The sequence below is a fragment of the Mesobacillus sp. genome (assembly GCF_047739415.1).
GTDB lineage: Bacteria > Bacillota > Bacilli > Bacillales > Cytobacillaceae > Mesobacillus.
Genome location: NZ_JBIQOE010000099.1, coordinates 1 through 21,954, shown reverse-complemented (window position 1 = coordinate 21,954; position 21,954 = coordinate 1). Strand labels below are relative to the sequence as shown.

The 21,954-nt window shown below is 41.2% G+C and carries 25 protein-coding genes, 1 pseudogene and 1 riboswitch; of the genes and pseudogenes, 5 read left to right on the top strand and 21 right to left on the bottom strand.

The annotated features are described in order from the left end of the window. A partial coding sequence (locus ACH0QE_RS08265; protein ID WP_415800221.1) for an NIPSNAP family protein occupies positions 1 to 237 on the bottom strand: 237 nt, incomplete at its 3' end. A 179-nt stretch (positions 238 to 416) separates the two neighbouring features. Here ACH0QE_RS08265 and fosM point away from each other — a divergent pair. Next, positions 417 to 839 carry a FosM family fosfomycin resistance protein gene (gene fosM / locus ACH0QE_RS08260; protein ID WP_415800220.1) on the top strand — a complete coding sequence of 141 codons (423 nt, stop codon included), beginning with the start codon at positions 417 to 419 and terminating at the stop codon, positions 837 to 839. Between the two features lie 400 nt (positions 840 to 1,239). Here fosM and ACH0QE_RS08255 read toward each other — a convergent pair whose 3' ends face one another. Further along, a complete protein-coding gene (locus tag ACH0QE_RS08255; RefSeq protein WP_415800219.1) occupies positions 1,240 to 2,169 on the bottom strand; it encodes a DMT family transporter in 930 nt (309 codons plus the stop codon). 220 nt (positions 2,170 to 2,389) lie between these two features. Here ACH0QE_RS08255 and ACH0QE_RS08250 point away from each other — a divergent pair, with 220 nt between their 5' ends. Next, positions 2,390 to 3,712 carry a DUF3238 domain-containing protein gene (locus ACH0QE_RS08250; protein ID WP_415800218.1) on the top strand — a complete coding sequence of 441 codons (1,323 nt, stop codon included), beginning with the start codon at positions 2,390 to 2,392 and terminating at the stop codon, positions 3,710 to 3,712. A gap of 39 nt (positions 3,713 to 3,751) precedes the next feature. Here ACH0QE_RS08250 and ACH0QE_RS08245 read toward each other — a convergent pair whose 3' ends face one another. Next, positions 3,752 to 4,141, bottom strand: a complete 390-nt coding sequence (locus ACH0QE_RS08245; protein WP_415800216.1) for a thiol-disulfide oxidoreductase DCC family protein — start codon at positions 4,139 to 4,141, stop codon at positions 3,752 to 3,754. Positions 4,142 to 4,384: 243 nt separating this feature from the next. On the opposite strand from ACH0QE_RS08245, the gene ACH0QE_RS08240 reads away from it, so the two are divergent. Next, positions 4,385 to 5,134, top strand: a complete 750-nt coding sequence (locus ACH0QE_RS08240; RefSeq protein ID WP_415800224.1) for a YqcI/YcgG family protein — start codon at positions 4,385 to 4,387, stop codon at positions 5,132 to 5,134. Positions 5,135 to 5,159: 25 nt separating this feature from the next. On the opposite strand, the gene ACH0QE_RS08235 is transcribed toward ACH0QE_RS08240, so the two are convergent. Next, entirely contained in the window at positions 5,160 to 5,735 is a 576-nt protein-coding gene (locus ACH0QE_RS08235) for a cysteine hydrolase family protein (protein WP_415800215.1), read from the bottom strand. 147 nt (positions 5,736 to 5,882) lie between these two features. On the opposite strand from ACH0QE_RS08235, the gene ACH0QE_RS08230 reads away from it, so the two are divergent. Next, positions 5,883 to 7,304, top strand: a complete 1,422-nt coding sequence (locus ACH0QE_RS08230; protein ID WP_415800214.1) for a vWA domain-containing protein — start codon at positions 5,883 to 5,885, stop codon at positions 7,302 to 7,304. Between the two features lie 30 nt (positions 7,305 to 7,334). Here the strand turns inward: ACH0QE_RS08230 and ACH0QE_RS08225 are convergent, their stop codons facing one another. Next, positions 7,335 to 7,631, bottom strand: a complete 297-nt coding sequence (locus tag ACH0QE_RS08225; protein ID WP_415800213.1) for a hypothetical protein — start codon at positions 7,629 to 7,631, stop codon at positions 7,335 to 7,337. 130 nt (positions 7,632 to 7,761) lie between these two features. On the opposite strand from ACH0QE_RS08225, the gene ACH0QE_RS08220 reads away from it, so the two are divergent. Beyond that, positions 7,762 to 8,598 (top strand): DUF2785 domain-containing protein, encoded by an 837-nt coding sequence (locus ACH0QE_RS08220; RefSeq protein WP_415800212.1) that lies wholly within the window; start codon positions 7,762 to 7,764, stop codon positions 8,596 to 8,598. Between the two features lie 51 nt (positions 8,599 to 8,649). On the opposite strand, the gene ACH0QE_RS08215 is transcribed toward ACH0QE_RS08220, so the two are convergent. From ACH0QE_RS08215 to ACH0QE_RS08135, 16 genes and pseudogenes are all read right to left on the bottom strand, one after another. Then, positions 8,650 to 9,003: a hypothetical protein gene (locus tag ACH0QE_RS08215; RefSeq protein WP_415800211.1), complete on the bottom strand. Its 354-nt coding sequence runs from the start codon at positions 9,001 to 9,003 to the stop codon at positions 8,650 to 8,652. A 31-nt stretch (positions 9,004 to 9,034) separates the two neighbouring features. Further along, positions 9,035 to 9,232 carry a hypothetical protein gene (locus tag ACH0QE_RS08210; RefSeq protein ID WP_415800210.1) on the bottom strand — a complete coding sequence of 66 codons (198 nt, stop codon included), beginning with the start codon at positions 9,230 to 9,232 and terminating at the stop codon, positions 9,035 to 9,037. Positions 9,233 to 9,615: 383 nt separating this feature from the next. Further along, positions 9,616 to 10,569, bottom strand: coding sequence for an ATP-grasp domain-containing protein (locus tag ACH0QE_RS08205; RefSeq protein WP_415800209.1), 954 nt, complete (start codon positions 10,567 to 10,569; stop codon positions 9,616 to 9,618). Between the two features lie 29 nt (positions 10,570 to 10,598). After that, positions 10,599 to 11,648, bottom strand: a complete 1,050-nt coding sequence (locus ACH0QE_RS08200) for an LLM class flavin-dependent oxidoreductase (protein ID WP_415800208.1) — start codon at positions 11,646 to 11,648, stop codon at positions 10,599 to 10,601. A gap of 142 nt (positions 11,649 to 11,790) precedes the next feature. Continuing rightward, a riboswitch (SAM riboswitch) is annotated at positions 11,791 to 11,896 on the bottom strand. A 79-nt stretch (positions 11,897 to 11,975) separates the two neighbouring features. Next, a complete protein-coding gene (locus tag ACH0QE_RS08195; RefSeq protein ID WP_415800207.1) occupies positions 11,976 to 13,157 on the bottom strand; it encodes an LL-diaminopimelate aminotransferase in 1,182 nt (393 codons plus the stop codon). A 161-nt stretch (positions 13,158 to 13,318) separates the two neighbouring features. Beyond that, positions 13,319 to 14,590, bottom strand: a complete 1,272-nt coding sequence (locus ACH0QE_RS08190; RefSeq protein ID WP_415800223.1) for a YjiH family protein — start codon at positions 14,588 to 14,590, stop codon at positions 13,319 to 13,321. A 315-nt stretch (positions 14,591 to 14,905) separates the two neighbouring features. Next, positions 14,906 to 15,487 (bottom strand): ATP-dependent Clp endopeptidase proteolytic subunit ClpP, encoded by a 582-nt coding sequence (gene clpP / locus ACH0QE_RS08185; protein ID WP_415800206.1) that lies wholly within the window; start codon positions 15,485 to 15,487, stop codon positions 14,906 to 14,908. Between the two features lie 20 nt (positions 15,488 to 15,507). Continuing rightward, positions 15,508 to 16,170, bottom strand: a complete 663-nt coding sequence (locus tag ACH0QE_RS08180) for a sigma-70 family RNA polymerase sigma factor (protein ID WP_415800205.1) — start codon at positions 16,168 to 16,170, stop codon at positions 15,508 to 15,510. A gap of 118 nt (positions 16,171 to 16,288) precedes the next feature. After that, on the bottom strand, positions 16,289 to 16,795 hold the full coding sequence (locus tag ACH0QE_RS08175; protein ID WP_415800203.1) for a hypothetical protein: 507 nt from the start codon (positions 16,793 to 16,795) through the stop codon (positions 16,289 to 16,291). A gap of 42 nt (positions 16,796 to 16,837) precedes the next feature. Continuing rightward, the gene (locus ACH0QE_RS08170) at positions 16,838 to 17,707 is read right to left on the bottom strand and encodes a DMT family transporter (RefSeq protein WP_415800222.1); all 870 of its coding nucleotides are present in this window, start codon (positions 17,705 to 17,707) and stop codon (positions 16,838 to 16,840) included. Between the two features lie 399 nt (positions 17,708 to 18,106). Further along, positions 18,107 to 18,307: a hypothetical protein gene (locus tag ACH0QE_RS08165; protein ID WP_415800202.1), complete on the bottom strand. Its 201-nt coding sequence runs from the start codon at positions 18,305 to 18,307 to the stop codon at positions 18,107 to 18,109. Between the two features lie 111 nt (positions 18,308 to 18,418). Continuing rightward, positions 18,419 to 18,943, bottom strand: coding sequence for a cysteine hydrolase family protein (locus tag ACH0QE_RS08160; RefSeq protein WP_415800201.1), 525 nt, complete (start codon positions 18,941 to 18,943; stop codon positions 18,419 to 18,421). A gap of 2 nt (positions 18,944 to 18,945) precedes the next feature. After that, positions 18,946 to 19,623 (bottom strand): annotated as a pseudogene (locus ACH0QE_RS25660) (AlkZ-related protein). Between the two features lie 110 nt (positions 19,624 to 19,733). Next, entirely contained in the window at positions 19,734 to 20,399 is a 666-nt protein-coding gene (gene rpiA, locus ACH0QE_RS08145; protein WP_415800198.1) for a ribose-5-phosphate isomerase RpiA, read from the bottom strand. Positions 20,400 to 20,634: 235 nt separating this feature from the next. Next, the gene (locus ACH0QE_RS08140; protein ID WP_415800197.1) at positions 20,635 to 21,234 is read right to left on the bottom strand and encodes a DUF7010 family protein; all 600 of its coding nucleotides are present in this window, start codon (positions 21,232 to 21,234) and stop codon (positions 20,635 to 20,637) included. Positions 21,235 to 21,324: 90 nt separating this feature from the next. Beyond that, entirely contained in the window at positions 21,325 to 21,663 is a 339-nt protein-coding gene (locus ACH0QE_RS08135) for a YolD-like family protein (RefSeq protein ID WP_415800196.1), read from the bottom strand. Between the last annotated feature and the right edge of the window lie 291 nt (positions 21,664 to 21,954).

Sequence of the window (21,954 nt, the reverse complement as noted above, 5' to 3'; positions counted from 1 at the left end):
TTTCATTGCTGATTGGTACTGTTCACTATTATTAATTAGACTTTCGATCCTCTCATAATGTTCCGTGCTTCTGTATTCCCAAATAACCAGAATTTCGTCCTTCGTTTCATTCACCCATCGGCCTATTAATTTGGCACCATTTTTAATATAAACCGGATAGACATTGGTATGAAAAAAATTATTGATCTCAATCAATTTTTCAGGCTTGATTCTATATGTTTTTCTTTTAAAAATCATTTTCATTTCTCCTTTCACTTCCTTTAATTTCCACATAAATAATGAAAATCCTTCATGTTTTAAAGGTGCCGGTCGGGTTTCGAGAAACTTTTTTAGTAAACGCCAAAGGATTAGGTTTTTCTGATATCTTATTTATAAGAATAGATTTTCTAGAGGGTATTATTAATGAGGTGAGAAAAGTGGCTATCAAGGGGATTAACCATTTATTATTTTCTGTTTCTGATTTGGAAAAATCAATTACTTTTTATAAAAACGTATTTGATGCAAAATTATTAGTAAAAGGTAAAACTACCGCTTACTTCGATTTAAATGGTATATGGTTAGCCTTGAATGTTGAGAAAGACATACCTCGTCAAGAAATACATCAATCATATACACACATAGCTTTTTCAATTGATGTAGTAGAGTTTGAACCAATGTGTAACAGGTTGAAAGATTTGGAAGTGAATATTTTACCTGGCCGCCAAAGAAATGAAAAAGATAAATTGTCTATTTATTTTACTGACCCAGATGGGCATAAATTCGAGTTCCATACGGGGACCTTACAAGATAGAATTGACTATTACAAACATGCAAAAGAACATATGGAGTTTTATGATTAAGGTGTAAAGTGTTCTGAGCCCAAGTTTGATTTAGACAACTTGCTTCTGGGTTAATCCGACTTTTTCAGAAGGAAACTCAGGTTCGGACAAATTGCTTTGACTTCCATCTGACTTTGTCCGAAGTCGCCCTGGGTTCTGACAAATTCCCTTCAGCTTTCTCTGATTTTGTCCAATGTTGCATTGGGTTCGGACATATTCCCTTCAGCTTTCTTTTGTTTTGTCCGAAGTTGCATTGGGTTCGGACAAATTCCCTTTGACTTCCCCTGACTTTGTCTGAAGTTGGCCTGGGTTCAGACAAATTTCCGGCGGTTTCCTCCGATATTTTCCGAAGTTCTGCTTTGAAAACGAAATTTAATTCGTCAATCAAAATAAGAGCCGCCAACATTGGCGACTCCACTAACTAACTATTATTCTGCTTAACAACTTGTCCTTCAACTGACGCTTTTCTATCACCGATCGACAGCCAGGTCACGAATACGAGCATGACCATAGCACCCATCAGCTGAACGCTTTGGAGCATGGTATCGAACCATATCACCGAAATGACCATAACGGTTAAAGGCTCAACACTTGAGAGTATGCTAGTTTCAACAGCGGTGATATAGTTCATGCTGCCCAAAAATAGCAGGAATGCCAATGTACCAAAGAAAATCAAGATGACCATGATAAAAATCATCTTCGGTTGAGCTATAATAAGCCATTCATTGCTCAGCCAAACCCGGTTGATTACTCCAAGTACTATGCCGCCGAACAACATGCTCCAGCCTACGATTGCCAGTACACTCCACTCCCTCATCAAGCGAGCCGGGTAGAGTGTATAGAAAGCAAAAGTAAGCCCCACAGCAACTCCCCATAGCAAGGCGGTCGGACTAACCAGCAGACTGCTAACTGAACCATTCGTCAATAACAAGTATAGTCCTGCCAATGTACCGGCAATGCCGAGCATCTGATAGCGGGGCGGCCATTTTTTATGATTAAAAGAAACATAGAGGACAACAAATATAGGAGCGGAGAATTGAAGCAATGTTGCCACTACAGCATTGCTCGCTTTAATGGCCATCGTAAAAGTGTACTGTAACCCTACCATCCCAAGAATGCTGAAAATAATCAACTGGTTCCGCCAGTAAGGTGATTTCACAACTGTAAAAATATCTTCTTTTTTTATTGCCAGGTACGCCAGGATGCTGCTTCCCGCAATAATCATTCGGATCGTCAGGATAAAAGGAACCGACAATTCCGTATTAGCGAGTACCCACTCGGTGATCGAACCAGTCATCCCCCAAAGCATGGCACCAATAACAATCATAAGTATTCCTTTTAACCGTAACATTGCGAACGCTCCTATCGTTAGTAAGCTTGAAAAATGTATTGTTCCTAATCTATCTAAATAAATATTATATTAGCATATACATAATAAAATTTATCCTTTAATAGATCACACTTTACTTATCCTTATTTTACCATCCCATTCAGCACATCGGCTCTATTAAAACGCTGTGACTTTGGGTAAATATTTGTCATGCTAGCAAAAAACTAAAGGTGGTGGATACATGAATAGTCCAATTCAACTAAAAACATCAAAACCAACACGGACTGGCAAGCTTTTACCGATTGCCGCATTGGGCATTGCGGGAACTCTTTATGCTGTCAATCTGAATCGCCGGCGCAAGACTGCCGTTTCTACTCACTCAAGGATGCTGAAAAATATCGAACAAGACGCCAAACAGATCTCACTGGAATGGAAGGGTCTAAACAGACCTTATCGTGTGTTTAGAGGCAAGGAACTCATCTACGAAGGAATGGAGCCAAAACTGGTGGACCAAAACCTCGTTCCGGGCACCCTTTACACTTACTGTATAGAAACACTTGATGATCATGGCAATCCAAAGGACAGAATGCGGATCCAAACGACTACATCAGTGGATTTCAAAGAAAGAGACAATATTCTTGAGGATTTACTCATTACAACGATTGTTACCCAAGGCCAAATCGGTTTTGAATGGGAACCGATCGAGGGTGTTTCAGAGTATAGTATTTTTAGGAATGGCATTAAGTTGGAAACAGTGACTTCCTGTGCTTTTACCGATAAAGGGATCGATGATGACAAAAATTACACTTACATGATCAAAGCCAAGCGTCCGTTGCAGCGTTCGGACCAGCTTAAATGGGATCTTAAATCGGTGGTCTCCAATGTGGTGGGTGCTATCAAGAAAGATTCTTCCACTGAGATGGCAGCTGATGAAGAGTTTTCTATTACCAAAAAGGTTGGACCTCTTAGGGAATTGTTGAAATCTCCGCAAAAAAGTAAATCTAAAAACGGCAACTGGCAGCTCAGATACACCACATTTTTAAAAGAAGAATGGCTCAAAAATCCGAATGCTGCATCTGAGGACCAGATTTTTAAAGGAGATCACCGCACATTTGATCCTGAGTCATCGGAATTCAGGACAAGAAGCGATGTATTTATCGACACCGACAATCCATCTGCCCTTTTGAGTAAGGCTACTGGTAAAACGGAAGCATTCACGAAGAAGCAAGAACAGGTAGAATCCGCGAGCTCCTCTGGCGAGGGATTTCAATTGGAAAAGGTACTTACAGACGATGATAGAGTTCAATTTCACCTTAACCATTCTGTCAGCAATCCGCTCGTCGTATCACCTGCCATTGATTATCATGTCTGCGGAACATTTTATAAGGACAAAGAATTCGATTTAGTTGGCATTCATGACCAGGCACCTGAACATGAAATTTATCTTAAAGAGCCAGGCAGGGATGAGTGGCAAGTTATCCACCAGACTCAAAGCAAAGGACTTGAAATGATGGCAGACCCAATGGCCAATCATTACTGGCGTTACTCTACATTCACTAACTAAAAAACGGAAAAGCTGACTGCCAGCTTTTCCGTTTGTTACTTATAAAAATCGCTTCCGCACGTTAGGCGGAGGCAGCATACAGCTTTCCTTCTGGCCGAACCATTTGTATCGGTTCTTTGCTATAAGGTCATATACAATATTCCTGATTGGAGCTGGAACGATCATAAACACATAAAGAAGCTTCCATGCCCAATGCAAATGACGGCTAATCCTCAAGGCAGCGGACGATTTATAAAAAACCTTATCATCCTCAATCAGAATCATGCTGTCCACATCGTTACGCACTCGATACTTTTTTAGCAGTTCCTGTCCGACTTCACTCTGCAGCGATGCAAAGTGGAACGTTTCATTTGGATCACGATTCAGAATAAATTGGACACTTGCATCACAAAAGTTGCAAACACCATCAAATAAAATAACAGGATGCATGGAACATCCCTCCTCGATTTTCCTATTTCTATTCTAACATTTATCCTCTTTCTTTAAAGTCAAACAGCAGTTAATGGATTTGAAAAAAATGCCATTCAAATACGCAAATCTAATAATGTGAATGATAATTTAAACATCATTTCTTTCCTGGTCAGACCTTAGATTGCTGCCCATTTGTCCCGGGACATCTACCCCACTCTCCCTGCTTTGAATATATTGTAGAAGCTATTGGAGGTGACTATGATGAATGGCTTGTATACACATGGTTCCTCGCCGCGGGATCAGCTGCTGAATTGGGAAAAGCAGGCACTTGATAAATTCTTCGCTAAAATGGGTGATAAGGAAAAGTCTTTTCCTTGCATACCGGCAACAATTGGCTTTTCTACAAATCAGCTTCGATATGGGTTTGTTGGCGATCCAAGAAGGGAAACAACGATTAACGAACTTGCCAGCCTACTAACAAGCTATACAAAGCATTCAAAGGAGATAGGAAATTATACTTCTTTGATTATTTTTTATGAGACTCCCGAATCATTGAAGAATGATTCTGTAGAAGAATTTGAACAATTTTTCTGGAATCAACTGAGTGGTCTAAGCTCACTGGATGAATGTGATTGGCCAGAGGATATTCCCACAGACCCGCATGATCCAATCTGGGAATTTTGTTTTAACGGTGAAAAATACTTTATGTATTGCGCCACGCCTGCACATAAAAACAGGATGAGCAGGCATTTTGACGTAATGATGCTCGCAATCACGCCGAGATGGGTTCTACAGGAATTTAATAAGGCACCAAGTTATGCCAGGAGAATTAAGGCTCAAGTAAGGGAAAGGCTCGCTAAGTATGACACCATTTCAATCCATCCTGATCTAAACACATACGGAGCTGAAGACAATTTTGAATGGCGGCAGTATTTCCTCCGGGATGATGATACATCTTTAAGTAAGTGCCCCTACCACCGGGTTCTTAAATTCCTTGGCATCGATAAATAAAGCGCAGGATACAGGCTCCTGCGCTTTATTGTTGATTCAACTGGTTAATGATTTCATTGGTGGTAATGATGGTTGCGAATTCCTTCTGTAGCATTGCCAGTTCGTGTTCCTGAATGGAATCAGCAGTATGGCGAACACCCTTATGGTCTGTGATTTCAAATGCAGCAATCGCGTCAGACACCAGGAAGGTATTGAAGCCAAGATTACCGCTCATTCTTGTTGTTGTGGAGACGCAATGCTGTGTAGATAATCCGGTTATAACGACAGAGCTCACTTGGTTCTTTTTTAAGTAGGATTCCAGCTCGGTTCCAATGAAACCACTGTTCATATTTTTCGTAAAAATGATCTCTCCATCCAAAGGCTGGATGATTTCCTTAAATTCCGTACCTAGTTTGTTTCGATGATGCAAAGGTGACGCTGGGTCAAGCGACAGATGCTTCGTGTAAATGACTTGGCCCTTCCTGTTTCTCCACTCCGTTAAAAGCCGGTTCATGTTTCCCTCAGCTTCTTGATTGTTCCTAGTACCCCAATATGGGTCGTCAAACCCCTTCTGAACATCCAAAATAAGAAGAGCAGGTAGCTCAAGCAAAGTCTTCATCATATTCCTCCTTACCTACTCAACATTCTTTGTCAGTTCAAGGCTTTTTACACTATGTATCATGGAAATTACTTCAAATCTGTTCACTAATCATGGTAAACTCTATGAAGATGTTTTTTACATAGCGAAAACTTGATGAGGAGGATTTTTGTGAAACGGTATTCGCTGTTTTTATTGTTAATCACTTCACTCGTCCTTTCTGCTTGCAGTAATGATGAACCGGATGAAGAAGTCATAGCCGAAACACCGGAAAAAGTGGATGTAAAAAAAGAAGAAACGAAGCAGAGTAAACTTGACCACCTGAAGAATATAAGTTTAGAGGTTACAGAAGAAAGCCTGATAGCGTTGAAGCCTGGATCGATGATGGGTGATTTGAGCTATGAAAAAGACATAGAAGATATAGGGTTCAATACACCTGAACTGGACCCTGAGCTTAAAAATAAGCTTCCGGCGAAACTCGAAGAACTTTCTAATCAAACAGATGATTTGGAAACCATTAAAAAAGGCCTTGTTTCACTACTAGCAAGTCCGCATTATAAAGAAATTATCGAGAATGCCAGCGCCTATGAACCTCATTTCGAAGAGCCTTTTCTGCCAGACCCGACAACAGCTGAAGACGAAGAAGAGGAAAGAGAAGCTTCTGAAAAAGCGATCATCCTCCTTGATGCAAGCTCGAGCATGCTTCAACAGTCGGACGGACGGGCCAAAATGGAGATCGCGAAAGATGCCGTTAAAAGCTTCGCGAAAACCATCGGTCAGTCCAGTGAAGTCTCACTTGTAGTCTACGGACACAAAGGCTCCGATTCAGATGCAGATAAAGGTGCTTCCTGCTCAGGAATTGAAGAGGTTTATCCAATGGGCAAATACGCCAAGGAAGAATTCCATGGAGCCGTCGACTCTTTTGAAAGCAAGGGCTGGACTCCACTTGCTGGTGCCATCCAAAAAGCCGGTGAGATGAGCAGCAGCTATGATGGCAATACAACGATCTACATTGTCAGTGACGGCGCTGAAACCTGTGATGGCGATCCAGTCCAGGCCAGCAAGGATCTGGTTGCAATGAACGCTGATAGTTCGGTGAACATTATCGGATTTGATGTAGATGCTAAAACGGAGAATCAGTTAAAAGCTGTTGCTGATGCCGGAAACGGTGAATACTTCAAAGCTGACAACCCAGATGAATTGAAAAATACAATCCAGTACGAGTGGCTACCTTCCACTCTTGACCTGGCGTTTGCATTTACGATGGCGCCAGACGGATGGGATATGGTCGCAGAATACAAAGTTGCTGAAAAGTACCCGCTTGAGTTATGGACCGTCGGAAGAAAAGAAGCACATCGGATCATCGACGCAGCCGCCATTATGTCAGAGAATGGCTGGATCACTGATGAACAATATTCTGTATTAAGAGATTGGGGCTTTGAACGCAGCGAAGCCATGAAAGAACTACATTACTCCATGTCCAAAACCAATCGCGAAAAAGCAGATACCGAAAGCAAGGAAATCAGGCAAAGAGTCGACGACTGGGTCGAGAAAATGAAAGAACTGAAAAAAGAGCGCGGCGATACGTGGTAAAAAATATGGTCCAGATGCGGACCATATTTTTTATTCAATCACCATGCCATGCTGAGTTCTCATAAGCTTAATTTGCATGTGCTGATGCACATCCTCGTAAATCGCTTTCGTCACCACAATTTTTTCACCATTAAGCCGTATCCAATATTCCCGTTCCTCAGTAAAATTCCCATATATATTCCTGGTTGTTTCCCATACCCCTTTATCCTCCACAATCCCCTGGGTAGAATCCACCTTAAATTGAGAATAGAGGTAATCCTCATACGCAAAAGACAGAAGGCCAATGCAGCTTATCCAAATTGTGAAATAGAGTATTTTTTTCAACATAATCACCTATATTTAGTGTGCGGTGAATTAGAAAGATATACTCCGAAAAATGGTTGGTATGTAATATTTCAAGCAGGTAAAATATGCTAAAATTAATATAATATCTCAGGCGAAGGATGAGTAAAAACTAATGACTGCTGAACAATTAAGAATTGTATTGAAAGAATTAGATTTAAAAAAACCTGAAACTATTAAAAGCAAGGATCTTAATCAGCTTATTATACAGATGGTTGAGCAAATCGGCTCAACTGACGCGGAATTAAGGGACAAACTGATTTATACTTCGTTTTATTATTTTACGAAAGATGGTTATTTGAATCATAAGCAAATGGAATATTTAATCGAAACATGCCTTGACCAAAAGCACTTATTTTTAGACATCGGTTCGACGAATGATGATTCCGTATTTACGAGGGCATTTTCAACACTGGTCATAGCTCTTATTTTAGACAGGGATCGCGAAGAACAATTCCTTTCGAAAGAGACGGCCCTTAAATCTATAGAGAGCAGCATTCTATACTTACAAAAAGAAGAAGATACGCGAGGATACGTCGAGGAAAAAGGCTGGGCCCATTCCATAGCACATGGGGCAGACTTATTGGCTGTGGCAGTCAAACATCCGTTATTTGATCTAGCTTTAGCAAGCGAATGCCTTAATACGATCGGCACGTGCATCTTAAAAGACACAGCCTATATCGATGAAGAAGATGAGCGGCTAATATATGCTCTAATAGCCCTTTTAGAAAAAGGGATGGAAGAAAATCTATTAAAAGAGTGGATTACTAATTTATCAAACAGAGTTTCTGAGATTAAAAATACAACTGGATATTCACCCTACTTTTTTAGAATGAACACAAATTTAAATCAATTCTTAAAGTCACTATATTTCCGGCTACTGTTTTTAAACGACGGTATTCAAACAAGACATGAGATTGAACGTATCCTAAAATCTAAAATCATGGCGTAAGAAATTTTTGACGACAAAAAGAACGCAATCAATGTTGCGTTCTTTTCAGACTTATAACATTTGTATCGCCATATCGATTGTTTCTTTCTTAATCTGCTCTTCAGAAATGTTTGGATTATAGTAGCCAATATTATAATAGATTCCATCTTTCTCAAACGATAGAGCCCCGTTATAATACCCTGCAACTCCCTCTGTGATTTGAACTTCCTTTCCAAGCGACTCAGCATATTCTACTTTAAAGTTATGGACAGAAATCATAAAAATAATGTCATCAGCTTTGTTTTTGGAAATACTCATAAAATCGACTCTTAACTCTTTCCCATCGTGCTTGAAATCCTCAATGGTCATTTTCAGCGGCATGGCGTCAAAAGGAAGATTCTTAGGCGGCTTTACTTCAAATGGCAAAGCATCTAAGCCCACTTTTAGCGATGGTACATTATATAGGATGGGAATACCTTATATAGGATGGGAATACCTTATATAGGATGGGAATACCTTTCAATTGTTCCTCGGTGGCATCCCCAGTTTGTTCAACTTTTTCGAGTTTACTAGTATCAAGCGTTCCATTTTGTTTCTGCTGGCAGCCAAAAAGCAGTAGTACCAGGATTATAGAAATAAACGATAACTTTTTCATATGCACTCCCCCTTCCGTTTTAATACGAAGGAATCAATGAAATTTTTCAAATTTTATCCAAATATTCAAAAACTAAACAAAAATCATTTCTTATCTTTCCAAACTTTTGTTCCATAACCCACAGCCAGGACACTGAAGATACTAGCAATCAATATAATAAAAGCAGTCATGTATTATCTCCCCCCTACCCAATGCTTGGACCTTCTCATGGCAAAGCCACACAGCGCAAACCTGTACAACTTCCACAATCAGCACTTAATTTATTTTTTACATGAGTTGCATTCATCTTTCTCATTCTCCCGTAATTAAATTCCAACATTTGTTAAATAAAGATTAACACATTTTACCTCTTAAAAAACAAAAAAAGCAGGGAAATTCCCTGCTTATCTTGTCACTGCCACATACTCGGCAGCTAGCTCTTCTCCTAAAAACCTTGCCAGCTCAAGCATGCCGAATTTCCCTGCTTTTGCTTCGGCATCAGAATTGTAATTCGTATTAGTATTGATATCGTAAGTGAAGATTTCCCCGGACTCATTTCTGATGAATTCAATTCCAGCAACATGAATATTATTTACTTCTAGTACTCTTTTATATTTATCAATGATTGGGTCATTGAATCCTTCGATCACCTGGAATTTTGGCTTTTCTTCAACTTCTTCGCCAACAGGGCAGAATAGGTCACCGATCTGGCAGGCATCAGCCGGACACAATTCAAAGCCTTCTGATGTATCGACTCTCACCGCATAGACGAACTCGCCGCCGACAAACTCGCATCTTGTTATATAGCTATCCGGGGATTGGATATATTCCTGAATAAGCGTCACACCATCGACAGGTTCTTCAAAAGAAGGTCCATCAACATATGACTTCAATGCTTCAATTGATTGAAACAGCTGAACGCCAAGACCTTTCCCTGCCCGATTGTGCTTTGTGATAAATGCTTTCCCGTCAAATTCCCTTGCTGCCTCTAGTAGCTGTTTCTTACCGACTGCCGCAATTGTTCTTGGAGTCCTTACTCCATGCTTGTTTAGTTCAAGATATTGCTTAACCTTGCTTACCTCCAGTTCCAGCGCGCGAGATCCGTTGAATACTTTCCGGCCGTGAGCCTCCAGCCAGGCTAAAACCTGGGCAGTATATTCCGGAGCGAAACGGTGGCCTCTTGTGTGAGAAGAAGCGCTCATCCTGCTATAAAAAATCCCTTCAGGGGGTTCCTTCGATAAATCCAGCAGGCCCTCGTCTAGATGCCATTCCTCAAAAGGAATCCCCAGCTCCTCCAGCCGCTTTGTCAAATGGACTGTCCATTCGTTATTTTCATGGATAATGTATACTTTGCTCATTATTTTTCATCTCCCTAATCTATTGTCTATTAAACAATCACTTGATTCCTTTTTGCCTCAACAAGCGGCATTACTTGCTTTGCGAAGCGTTCCATTTCCTCTAGCTGAGGAGAGAATTGGAGTAACAACAATCCTAAGCCGGCTTCTTCATACTGTAAAATTCGCTCGGCAATTTGTTCTGGTGTACCTACTAAATTTGGCCGCAGCCCACGGTTCGATACCGAATAATCCTGGAGCTGGATCTGCTGTTCAAGCTGAGATTTGCTCGTAAAATCTTTAAAGCCTGCATAGGCACTGGATTCTTTTACATCCGTGATTCGTTCCAATTCAGCAAAGGCCTCTTCCTCCGTATCCCGGCAAATGACGTATGCGGCCATTCCGAACTCTGACAGTTCAGGATTTGACGTAGCAGCCCTGCGCGTCTTCATATCTGTTATTTTCCGTTCAATTTCTTCGACTGTCCCGCCATGCATGACATAGGCATCGCATTTTTCAACAATGGTCTGTTTTCCCTTTGGACTTTCCCCGCCAGCATATAGAATTGGATTTGGACGCTGTACAGGTTTCGGGAACAACTTTGTATCCTTCAGCTGATAAAACTTGCCTTCATAAGAAAAGCTGCCTTCACTCCATAGTCCCTTTAGTACATCAATGAATTCAGTAGTACGATCATATCGCTCATCATGCTCGGTAAAAATCCCGCCGTACTGGCGTGCCTCTTCCTCCCACCATGCTGAAACCACATTAAGGGTAAATCGCCCGTTGCTGATTTGGTCAATGTTCGCCGCCATCTTTGCTGTGACAGCAGGATTGTGGAATCCTGGCCTAACAGCAGACATGATCTCAATTTTTTCGGTTACAGAGGCCAGTGCAGCAGCTGTCGTCCATGCCTCAAGGGAGTCATGCTCGGGACCTTTAATATCATTCAGATATAAATCCGCGATCAAAGTGGTTGAGTAGCCCCATTGTTCTGCTGATTGAATCACCTGCTTTGCATAATCAAAGGTAGGCGGCATATTTTCATCCTCTACATTCCTAAGCCATCCGCCAAAAATCGGCAGCCAAAATCCATATTTCATCACAATCTCTCCTCATCTCATTTAATCTCAACTTAACCAACCTGATAAGTTGGTTTTATAGGAAAAATATTAGAGACTCATAAATAAGTCTCCTAAATACAAAAAGCTCCCTTCTTTAAGAAGAGAGCCGTAGAATACTCTCTCCTCATCTTTCAGACAAAATTGTCCGCAGGAATTGGCACAGTATTCGTTCAGAACCTGTTGCCGAGGTTTCGCAGGGCCTTTCCCTCCACCTCTCTTGATAAGAAGACATGTATTAAATTTTAGTTTACTAAAGTGATAATATTCTAAATTCATTCAAAAGTCAATTCGTTTATCGAAATATATTTAAATCCCTACAGGAAATCCTGACAGAAATTTATTTATCCTCTCAGATGCCTCTTTCAGTCTTTCTGGTGGCTGAACCATAGCGATTCTGACATACCCTTCACCTTGTTTGCCAAATGCATCACCAGGAACGACGGTAATCCCTTCCTCATCTATTAATTTGAAAGCAAAATCGCGGGATTTCCAGCCTTCAGGAATCTTAGCCCACACAAACATCGTTGCCGGAGAATTGGCCACTTGCCATCCACTGTTCCGGAACCCAGATACCAAAGCATCTCGCCGTGCTTCATACTCCTTTAACTGATCCTTCAGGAAAGAATAATCAGAAGTAAGTGCGGCTATCGCTGCTTTTTGGATTGGGTAAAAGATTCCGTAATCGATATGTGATTTGAAGGAAGCAAGAATACTAATAACCTGTGAATTTCCAGCAACGTAGCCAATGCGGCAGCCTGCCATATTGAAGGTTTTTGAGAGTGAGTTGAACTCAACACCGATCTCCTTTGCACCTGGTACGGATAAGAAACTGATTTGCGGGTTATTATCATAAATCAATTCGGAATAAGCGAAATCATGAACTACCAGGATGTTATGTACTTGGGCGAATTCAACAACTTCTTCAAAAAAGCTGCAATCTGCCAGTGCGGTGACAGGATTTCCGGGATAGCTCAAGATCATCATTTTCGTTTTTTGTAAGATTTCAAGTGGGATCTCATTAAGCTGCGGCAGGAATTTATTTTCCTCAAGCAAAGGCATTGGATAAATTCTTCCTCCTGCAATAGTTACACTAGCTTCATAGATTGGGTAACCCGGATCTGGAACAAGTACATAATCACCTGGATCAATAATCGCAGTAGCTAGGTGCGCCAGTCCATCCTGAGAGCCCATTAACTGCAGGACTTCAGTTTCAGGATCAAGTTCAACCGAATAACGCTGCTGGTAAAAATATTGTACAGCCTCATTAAATTCACTAATTCCCTTTAACGTGTATCCGTACTTCCCCGGATCCATCGAATATTTAGCAAGCTCCTCCATAACAAAAGAAGGCGGCCCAAAATCCGGACTCCCTATACTCAGGTCGATCACATCTTTCCCGTTCATCAAGGCAGCCTGCTTACGGTCAACCACTTCCTGAAAAATACTTGACGTCATTTTTCTAATCTTTTCTGATCCGTAGATATTCATGGACATTCCCCTTTACAGTTAATTTTCTACCTGTTGTCTACATAGAGGCTTATGATTCGAAATTTTTAAAATATAAAATCGATTATAACAGTGTCGGGTTATCAGTTCTAGAAAAAAATAAAAAAATGAGCTGCAAAGCAGCCCACTAAATAACTTCTTTATCAAAACAAAAAGTGTGCAATCGGCGCTACAATGATGAGCGTCAGGATGGTCCTCTGAATCCAGATGACTACCAATTTCCGAAGGCTGATTGGTATTTCTGTCGACATAATACTTGGAATCAACGCAGAGAAAAAGATAATAGCTGAAACAGAAACTACGCCTATGACAAACTTTGTGACCATTGGGGCTTCTGTTACAAGCAACGCAGGCAGGAACATTTCTGCTATTTCAATCGCGGATGCCTTAGCTGCCAGCATGGGCTCTGGAATCTGGAGGATCAATGTGAATGGATAAAAAATATAGCCAATAATATCGAACACTGGGGTAAACTCCGCTAAAACAAGCCCCAACAATCCTACAGATAGAATCGACGGCAAAATTCCCATCGTCATGATAAATCCATCTCGCAAGTTATCCAGAATGTTTTTACCAAGAGAAGGCGCTTTGTTCGATGCCCTCATAGCTCCAGCCCATGCCGTTTTCAAGCGATTTTCCGTCACTGTTTCCTCCGGCACACCCTTACCCTCATAATATTCATCACTAACCGTTCGTAATGGTCTCAACCTGACCGTGATAGCGGTTACAAGAAATGTAACAAAAAGAGTTGTCCAGAAATAGGTATTCCATACTTCCATTAAGCCTAATGTTTTCGCGACTACTATCATAAACGTCGCAGAAACGGTAGAGAAACCTGTCGCGATGATAGTGGCTTCTTTTATCGTATACTTACCTTCCTTGAACACGCGGTTGGTGATCAGAAGGCCGATTGAATAGCTTCCTACAAAGGAAGCAACAGCATCTATCGCAGCCCGTCCAGGTGTCTTCCAAACAGGCCGCATGATCGGCTGCAATAATACACCAAGAAATTCAAGCAGGCCATACCCAACAAGCAACGCTAAAAATACTGAACCAATTGGCACCAGGACACCAACTGGTATAACCAGCTTTTCATACAGAAATGGTCCCATGCTTGGTTTAAAGAGCCATGCTGGCCCGACCTTTGTGAGCAGCATTAAAGCCACTACTATTCCAAGTACTTTTAGCAAAGAAAATACTATCGTCGTCGAATTCTTGTTCCAGGTTTTTCTGTAAAAAGGATAAATGGCCCCCAATAAGATAACAATGAATGCATAATACGGAACAACTGCAGAAAAAGTGGTATTAATCCAGGTAACTATGTGGTCTAGCGGAATCGATGATTTTCCACCAACAGTGATTGGAACAAAAAATACGAAGATCCCAATCGCACTAAATATGAAAAACTTCATCATACTTAGGATTGATGATGGAATTTCCGGCTGTTTGCCGGCCTTCAATTCAGGGGTGTTATGCACATGACTTCCTCCTTTTTTGATAATTCAGATTATTTGTAAGAGAGAAGCATTCTTTTGCTTCTCTAGTTACCGTTAGGAGTTGTACCTATATAAACTTTATTCACAACAACAAGAAATTAGGTTGTCACATGGTACAATTTTTTAAAAACCTTTTAATTTCAATTCGATTATGGGATGGGGAAATCCTCTAGCTTTTGAACCAATTCTGATTCATTACTCCAAAACAAAAAGAGCTGCCTAGGCAGCCCTTCACTATGTTCGTGTAATAATCTTATCAATAATCCCGTACTCCAAAGCTTCCTCGGCACTCATGAAATAATCCCGGTCTGTATCCTTTTCGATTTTTTCCACCGGCTGTCCGGTTCTCTCGGATATAATCTGATTCACATGATCGCGAAGCTTCAGGATCCTTTTGGCGGTAATTTCGATCTCCGTCGCCTGGCCTCTTGCACCGCCCAGCGGCTGATGAATCATGATTTCACTGTTTGGCAGTGCAAATCGTTTCCCTTTTGTTCCGGCAAGCAGCAGCATTGCTCCAAAAGATGCGGCCATTCCGATACAGATTGTGCTGATATCGGGCTTGATGTATTCCATCGTATCAAAAATCGCGAAGCCTGCGGTGGTTGAACCTCCAGGACTATTAATATAGATGGAGATATCCTTTTCAGGATTATCTGCTTCAAGAAATAGCAGCTGAGCAATAACGCTGTTTGCCACCTGGTCATTGATTTCATCTCCAAGCATGATGATGCGGTCTTTTAACAGACGGGAATAAATATCGTATGACCTCTCTCCCCGGTTGGATTGTTCTATGACATAAGGAATCGTACTCATCAAGTTCCTCCCTTTCCTGCTTACGCAGCCATTTTGAAACTAGAGAGAGGTGAACGGGCGTGCAGAGACATTTCCGGTGAACATGGAGCAAGTGACGGGATTTCCTGGATATTTTCAAGAAGCACAGTCGGATCTTCAGACTGAAGCGATTCACAAAGCAAGTCTGACAGCAGCTTTTCTTCTTCCTCATTCAGTTCCTGACCCACTTCACGCAGGCTTCCTTTGCTCTCAAGCCTTTTCCTGGCACGATGGAGTGCTGCTTTAACGGCCATTTCTGTAGTCTCCATCAGCTCAGCGATTTCCCCTGATTGAAAACGGAATGCTTCCTTCAGGACAAAGATCACTGCCTGCTTTGGCGTCAATTTGGACATAACCGTTTCGACAGTATCCATTACATTCCCTTGAGTGATAGATTCGAGTTCTTCCGGAATTCCTGTTATCTCGCGGCTTCGCTTCCTGACCGTATCTATCCAATGGTTATATGCCATTTTTTTCAACAATGCCGAGCTGACCTGGGACGAATCATAATGGCGAATCGCCTTAACAGTCACTTCCTGCACAAGGTCATCACCATCCCAGCTGCTCTGAGTTAAAAACCGGCAATATCTCTTTAAGTTTTGATAGTGATCCATGATCCCTGTATCCTTTGCTATATCCACTTTCCTGAGCTTGTCGATCGACATCCTGTTCACTCCTTTTAACCTCTCTGCCCTTTAAACGGATTAAGGGAGAAGAAAAGATACGGCCTTATCAAAAAATTTTTCTGGCGATGATTTCATTATATGCTGAATCGAATTATTCCTACCCATTCATCGAACGCTTTTGCCTTTTGATAAAAATGATGCCTCCAATAAGGAAGAGGAAAGCAATTATTCCAAAAATATATAGAAACCTGCTTTCAACTTTCTCATTAAATCGATCAGGGTAATTATTCTTCAAATGCTGCTTAACGAAGGCAACAAATTCTGGTTTCGTGATTCCATTCGGGTCTAGACCATTTTCCTCAAAATGCCTGAGTGAACTGTCTCCCAATGGCCGCACTCTATTATTTGAAGGTGAATGCGCAAACTCCAAGTCATATTGCATATTATGAAGATAATATTCATCTTCCTCCATGTGTGAGATATTATATGTTAACCAATAAGGATAGCCAATACTTACAATCTCATACTTAGCTTCAGAGGATTCCGAAATAACAATAACATTTTTCACCGCGGCACTTTGATACACTGGAACAACCCATTCACCCGGAGTTTCAATAGTCATATTCAGTTGGCTGTCAATCACCAGCCTATTTTCAGGAATCACTCTACCGTATTCCCTAATGCCTCAAGTTTGTTTTATGTCCCGCTAACCATTCTCGTGCAATGCCAGTCGCTCTCTCTCTTTAAATGTCCAGTTCACCAGGAAAATCCCTGTAAAAATCAGTCCCCCTCCCGCATAGACATACCATTCCACAACCTCACCAAGCAGCAACCAACCGGTAAGTACGCCGAAAAACGGTGCAAGGAACAGGAAGGCACTTGTCTTGCCTGGATCTCCTTGATTGATCAGGAAAAACCAAATAGCAAACTGGACGATTGAGGCCATAATTGCCAGCCATAGAATAACCGTTATTGAAACCGGGGTTATCTTCAACATAGGGGATTCCAATGTTAGCCCCATCAATAAAAGTACAATTCCTCCGAAGAGCATTTGGTAAGCCGTCAGCACCCAGACATTGAAAATGCTGCCCCATTGTTTGATCAAGATTGTCCCGATTGACCAAAACACAGCAGCCCCCAAGCCGAAAAGTGTACCAACTGTCAGCTGCAGGTGGAAACCTAATGTGATAAATACGCCTATAAACCCAACAACCGCACCAATCCATTGGAGGAGCCTGTATCTGATTCCAAGGAAAACTGTCCCCATCATCACGACCATTAATGGATTGGTAAAGGTTAGAATCGAGGATTCGCCAGCGGTGATCGTCCTTAAGCTAAGGAAAATACAGCCCATTACTCCTGCAGTCTGCATCAATCCAATAATGAAAATCCTTCCCCAATCGGCCAGCTTTTCGGGCTTAATCCTCTTTCTCACAAGTACCGCCATCAGCAAACCGGCGATCGTGAATCTTAAACCAACCAATAACAATGGAGAGACGTAGTTCAAACCAATCTTGCCTACGGTAAAAGAAGAGCCCATGAGAAATGTAGTGACAACGACAAGCACAATGAACATAAATGGATGAAGATTTTGTTTTTCCACAACGGCCCCTCCCTTTTACAGAAATATATTCTGTTTTAGAGACTAGATTCCCTTTATGATTCTTCCATAAAAAAAGCTTAAAGATTTCTTTAAGCCTGCATGAGTTCTCCCACTTCATAAGTTGGTATTAGTCTTCAAAGAGCTATTTTGACTGTGTCTAAAATATCTTATCACTTAGCTTTTCCACTACTCTATATGAAACAATTTCTTTTACTTTTGCACTCTTTCCGGCACTCGTAAAGGTATAGACGTCACAGAAAGATAGACTAGAATGATCATCAAATACGAAGAACCCATTTACCGCACCAGTAGAACCATGTGTAATAATGTTTTGAATCTGAAGCTGAATTACCTTTTTGCTTATATTTTCATTCAAAGCATCCCTGAGGTCCTCTTTTCCGAAAAAACGCTTATACCAGCAACCTGCCAGCGAATGTCATCAGCCATACTTTCGCTCAGGCCAGCATAATCTTTCGTCGTCAGTGCAACGGTAAGCTCCTTTAATAACACCTTTTTAGGTGCATTACCACAATCTTTCGGGCTATCAATCCTAACACTTTCGGGTTTTCTCACAATCGTCTCTCCTTCAACAAAGTGCTTCTGATTCAATTATTAGCTTCATCTATTGCCACATTAGAAATATAGATCCTTAAAATGGTTACTGATATTCCTTTCACTCAAGAGTTAATTAAAGCTAATCTCATGGCAAGACTTCACATCTGCAAACCAGCGCAAAGTTCCATTGTGATGATTGATGATTTGCTGTGCTGTTATTTCGTCGCTTGGCCACGTGCTATGTAAATCTGAAACTAAAGTAACTTTATACCCCTTGCTGAATGCGCTTCTGCATGTTGTATCGACACAGATTTCTGTTTGGATGCCAACGAGATAGAGATGTTCGACCCCTTTTTCTTTCAACTCCTGTTCAAGGCTTGTTTTTAAAAAGGAGTCCGGTGTGTTTTTTTGAGTAATTATATCTTCCTTTTCTGGGCAAATTTCTGAATGGATTTCCCATCCATATGTCCCGTTTTCCAAAGGATACCCAACTGTTTCATTGTGTTGGATATATATGATTGGTATATTGGCTAAACGTGCCTGTTTAATCAGTCCCTTAATACCTCGCAGCAGCTCTTTCCCATTGAAGACTTCTTCCCCTTTCAGGAACATCCCGTTTTGAACGTCGATGATTACTAATGCTTGGTTTTCCATTCTCATTCCCCCAGTATTTTATCCAGTTTTTGAAAGGCTTTTTCAGTGGCAAAACCGCGAAAATGATTCACAAGGTATTCCCTGGCCCTTACCTTATCCACATCAATAGATGCAATTTTATTTCTGCTTGCCCAGGAATCGTATGTTTCAAAGGATGTGCTGCTCCAGCCATTCTTTTCGCCTTCCGCGTTTATTTTTTCCTTGATCCCCGAAATGACAATGTCCATTGATCCCTGCAGCTCTAATAAGCCATTGTCGAACACCTTTTTATGCTCTTTATCCCTTAACCCTGCGCGAGTCCTCAACTCTCTTGTATCGACGCCCCCTTCCTCGCTAATGATTCTGTAAAGATTCAACGCTTCCCTTGATACATGTCCTTTTTAATAGCGGTCCTCAACCGTTTCATTATGACCAATAACCGCCTTAAAATAAGGCAGGAAATCACGTGAAATCAGGATGGACTTTTTCTTCATGAACTTTCCATAACCAGCGACACCATCAATAGAAAACCTTGTCCTCCAAATCCATGGATCATATTCCGTATCCGAATGCCAGGACTCAGGAGTAGTAATTGTATTGAGCGCCGGGAAATCTGGTACCAAAGGTGCTAGCGGGAGTAAGCCAACCTCTTCAATGACCTGAATCGCTTCTTCATATGTTTTTATACTATAATCCTTCAATTCAGACAGCTCCTTCAAAAAACTAAACTACATTGTAATTCGATAACCCTGTATAAATCCCCTTTCCGAAAATAGAAAAACGGTACTCAACCAGAAGCACCGTTAAAAATTCATCTTGCTTTTTCAACCAACTCACCATTTTCAATCGTGATCAGCCTGTTCGCCATATTTACAAACAAACCATTTTCAACCACGCCTGGAATGATATTCAGCTGTTTTTCGAGTTCCTGAGGTAACTCGATCTTTTTAAAATCGCAGTCGAGAATATAATTCCCATTGTCTGTAATGAATGGCTGGTTTCCATTTAGCCTTAATTTCGCTTCACAGCCAAGCTCGGCGATCTTCCTGGACGTCATTTCGGCTCCAAACTTTACAATCTCAACCGGTAGCGGGAAGGCTCCTAATTTCTCTGCCCCTTTGGATGAATCTGCTATAACAATGAAGGTAGATGCAGCATTAGCAATGATTTTCTCTCTTAGCAGTGCTCCTCCCCCGCCTTTAATCAAGTTCAAATTGGAATCAAACTCATCCGCACCATCAATCGCGAGATCAATCTGTTTCACATCCTTAAAATCTACCAGAGTAATCCCTTGCTCCACAGCAAGGGCGGCGGTTTGCTCCGAAGTCGGAATCCCTTTGATGTTTAAACCGTTTCTCACTAAGTCTCCCAATTTAGTGATTGTATAATAAGCGGTCGATCCTGTTCCCAGTCCAACTACCATTCCATCTTTTATGTATTCAGCAGCTTTGATGCCGACTAATTCTTTCTCATTCATCCTGGCACCTCCGATCCTTCGAACATAGCATAGCTTACACTATTAAAAGTTATGTAATGATTTTAGGATTGGACAAAATATAGCCCCCATATTTTATTCCGTATTGTTGAACCTTCACAAAATAGTCCATCCTATTCTCTCTTTAATTTTTCATTGATTTCTAATAAAGCCCAACTTTTTATAAAGTGTGGTTGCTCCTTTTCTCTATTCATTGTTACTCTCCCATTTTATAATCTTACATTCTAATAGAGTTCTCTTTCTCTGCAGTAGCCCATTTTCCCTTTACCACTTTTGCTTCCTTCACCAACCAGAACAATGTAATAGAATAAACAATGACAAGTGAAAATGGAATGAGTAAGTAAGCTTGATCCATCCAGCCGAAACCGATCAGTGAGGCAGCTACAACAGTGGCGACCGTTTGGAAAATATAGGCCTTGCTTCGGTAAATAGCCACATAGGGAAGGAAATGAGCCCCCGTTAAAACACCGATAATGAACGGAATCCAATCCGGTTGCTGGTATGCAACAAGAATGATAATAGGTGCGAAAAAAATTTGAATTCCACCCACTAACCCGCCAATGGTTGAAAGGGGATTGTGTGTGGCTAGAAAATTGACATGAATGACTTTTGAAACCAAAATCCCAAGAGGCAAGACAAGACCTATACCAAATAAATAAACCCAGACCATGATTTGTTGCGGTACAAAAAGTCCTCCAACTCCCATCATCAGCCAGAAGATAACTCCTGCTATAAACATGGGATACCCTTTGCCAGCTTCCGCTGATAGTTCCATCCTAAGCTCTTCAAAATTCAAATGAGAAACATTCTGCTTCATAGCTAAATAGCCCCCTACTAGGAGTTTACATTTATATCCTATCTTAAATATAGTTTACAGAATGTTCTTTTAAAAGGATTATTTTCCTATTTATTCAATTACTTCTACAGCGACTATATCCCCAAATGCAATTGACACTGCACAACCATCTTCAACTACCATCCTTACCTCCTTCCTAATTGGATCAAGATAATGGATATGGCCTTTTTCTTCATAGGTAAATCCATCATCCCACTTCGTGATTTTTACTGGATATGTAAATTCCATGGCGTAGCAAATCCGATTCTCCATCTCATGGATTTCGTATTCATCGAGCAACGGCTTCGGCTGCCGCAACTCATCCCTGGCTAACTCTCTTAATAATGCTCGATGCTCTGGCATAAAATGAGCAGGCATAAATTTCAGCTTTCCTCGATCTCGTATTCTCATGCTGACCATCCTTTCGGGAGTGTTTAAAGCTATTATATCCCGAACAAACGTTCGTAAACTATACAAAATTTATTTTTTCATGAACAAAAAGCGCAAGCGCCTCGTTCAGCCCCGACAAGCGCTGGAGGGCCGACCGGTGAAGTCGTTCTTTGACTTCATTGGGCGGACCGAAATCGAAATGTGTAGCCGACTGTCCAGAAACGCAGAAACTGGAGACTCCGACAAAGAAGCGCTTTTTGCTTCTGCCGGCGGAGTTGAAGTTTCGGAGTTTCTAGGAGGCGCAACTAGACA

Excerpts from the sequence above, each read along its gene's own strand:
- ACH0QE_RS08255 (WP_415800219.1), bottom strand. The coding sequence starts at position 2,169 with ATGTTACGGTTAAAAGGAATACTTATGATTGTTATTGGTGCCATGCTT.
- ACH0QE_RS08250 (WP_415800218.1), top strand. The coding sequence starts at position 2,390 with ATGAATAGTCCAATTCAACTAAAAACATCAAAACCAACACGGACTGGC.
- ACH0QE_RS08245 (WP_415800216.1), bottom strand. The coding sequence starts at position 4,141 with ATGCATCCTGTTATTTTATTTGATGGTGTTTGCAACTTTTGTGATGCA.
- ACH0QE_RS08240 (WP_415800224.1), top strand. The coding sequence starts at position 4,385 with ATGAATGGCTTGTATACACATGGTTCCTCGCCGCGGGATCAGCTGCTG.
- ACH0QE_RS08235 (WP_415800215.1), bottom strand. The coding sequence starts at position 5,735 with ATGATGAAGACTTTGCTTGAGCTACCTGCTCTTCTTATTTTGGATGTT.
- ACH0QE_RS08225 (WP_415800213.1), bottom strand. The coding sequence starts at position 7,631 with ATGTTGAAAAAAATACTCTATTTCACAATTTGGATAAGCTGCATTGGC.
- ACH0QE_RS08220 (WP_415800212.1), top strand. The coding sequence starts at position 7,762 with ATGACTGCTGAACAATTAAGAATTGTATTGAAAGAATTAGATTTAAAA.
- ACH0QE_RS08210 (WP_415800210.1), bottom strand. The coding sequence starts at position 9,232 with ATGAAAAAGTTATCGTTTATTTCTATAATCCTGGTACTACTGCTTTTT.
- ACH0QE_RS08205 (WP_415800209.1), bottom strand. The coding sequence starts at position 10,569 with ATGAGCAAAGTATACATTATCCATGAAAATAACGAATGGACAGTCCAT.
- ACH0QE_RS08200 (WP_415800208.1), bottom strand. The coding sequence starts at position 11,648 with ATGAAATATGGATTTTGGCTGCCGATTTTTGGCGGATGGCTTAGGAAT.
- ACH0QE_RS08195 (WP_415800207.1), bottom strand. The coding sequence starts at position 13,157 with ATGAATATCTACGGATCAGAAAAGATTAGAAAAATGACGTCAAGTATT.
- ACH0QE_RS08190 (WP_415800223.1), bottom strand. The coding sequence starts at position 14,590 with ATGATGAAGTTTTTCATATTTAGTGCGATTGGGATCTTCGTATTTTTT.
- clpP (WP_415800206.1), bottom strand. The coding sequence starts at position 15,487 with ATGAGTACGATTCCTTATGTCATAGAACAATCCAACCGGGGAGAGAGG.
- ACH0QE_RS08180 (WP_415800205.1), bottom strand. The coding sequence starts at position 16,170 with ATGTCGATCGACAAGCTCAGGAAAGTGGATATAGCAAAGGATACAGGG.
- ACH0QE_RS08170 (WP_415800222.1), bottom strand. The coding sequence starts at position 17,707 with ATGTTCATTGTGCTTGTCGTTGTCACTACATTTCTCATGGGCTCTTCT.
- ACH0QE_RS08160 (WP_415800201.1), bottom strand. The coding sequence starts at position 18,943 with ATGGAAAACCAAGCATTAGTAATCATCGACGTTCAAAACGGGATGTTC.
- rpiA (WP_415800198.1), bottom strand. The coding sequence starts at position 20,399 with ATGAATGAGAAAGAATTAGTCGGCATCAAAGCTGCTGAATACATAAAA.
- ACH0QE_RS08140 (WP_415800197.1), bottom strand. The coding sequence starts at position 21,234 with ATGAAGCAGAATGTTTCTCATTTGAATTTTGAAGAGCTTAGGATGGAA.
- ACH0QE_RS08135 (WP_415800196.1), bottom strand. The coding sequence starts at position 21,663 with ATGAGAATACGAGATCGAGGAAAGCTGAAATTTATGCCTGCTCATTTT.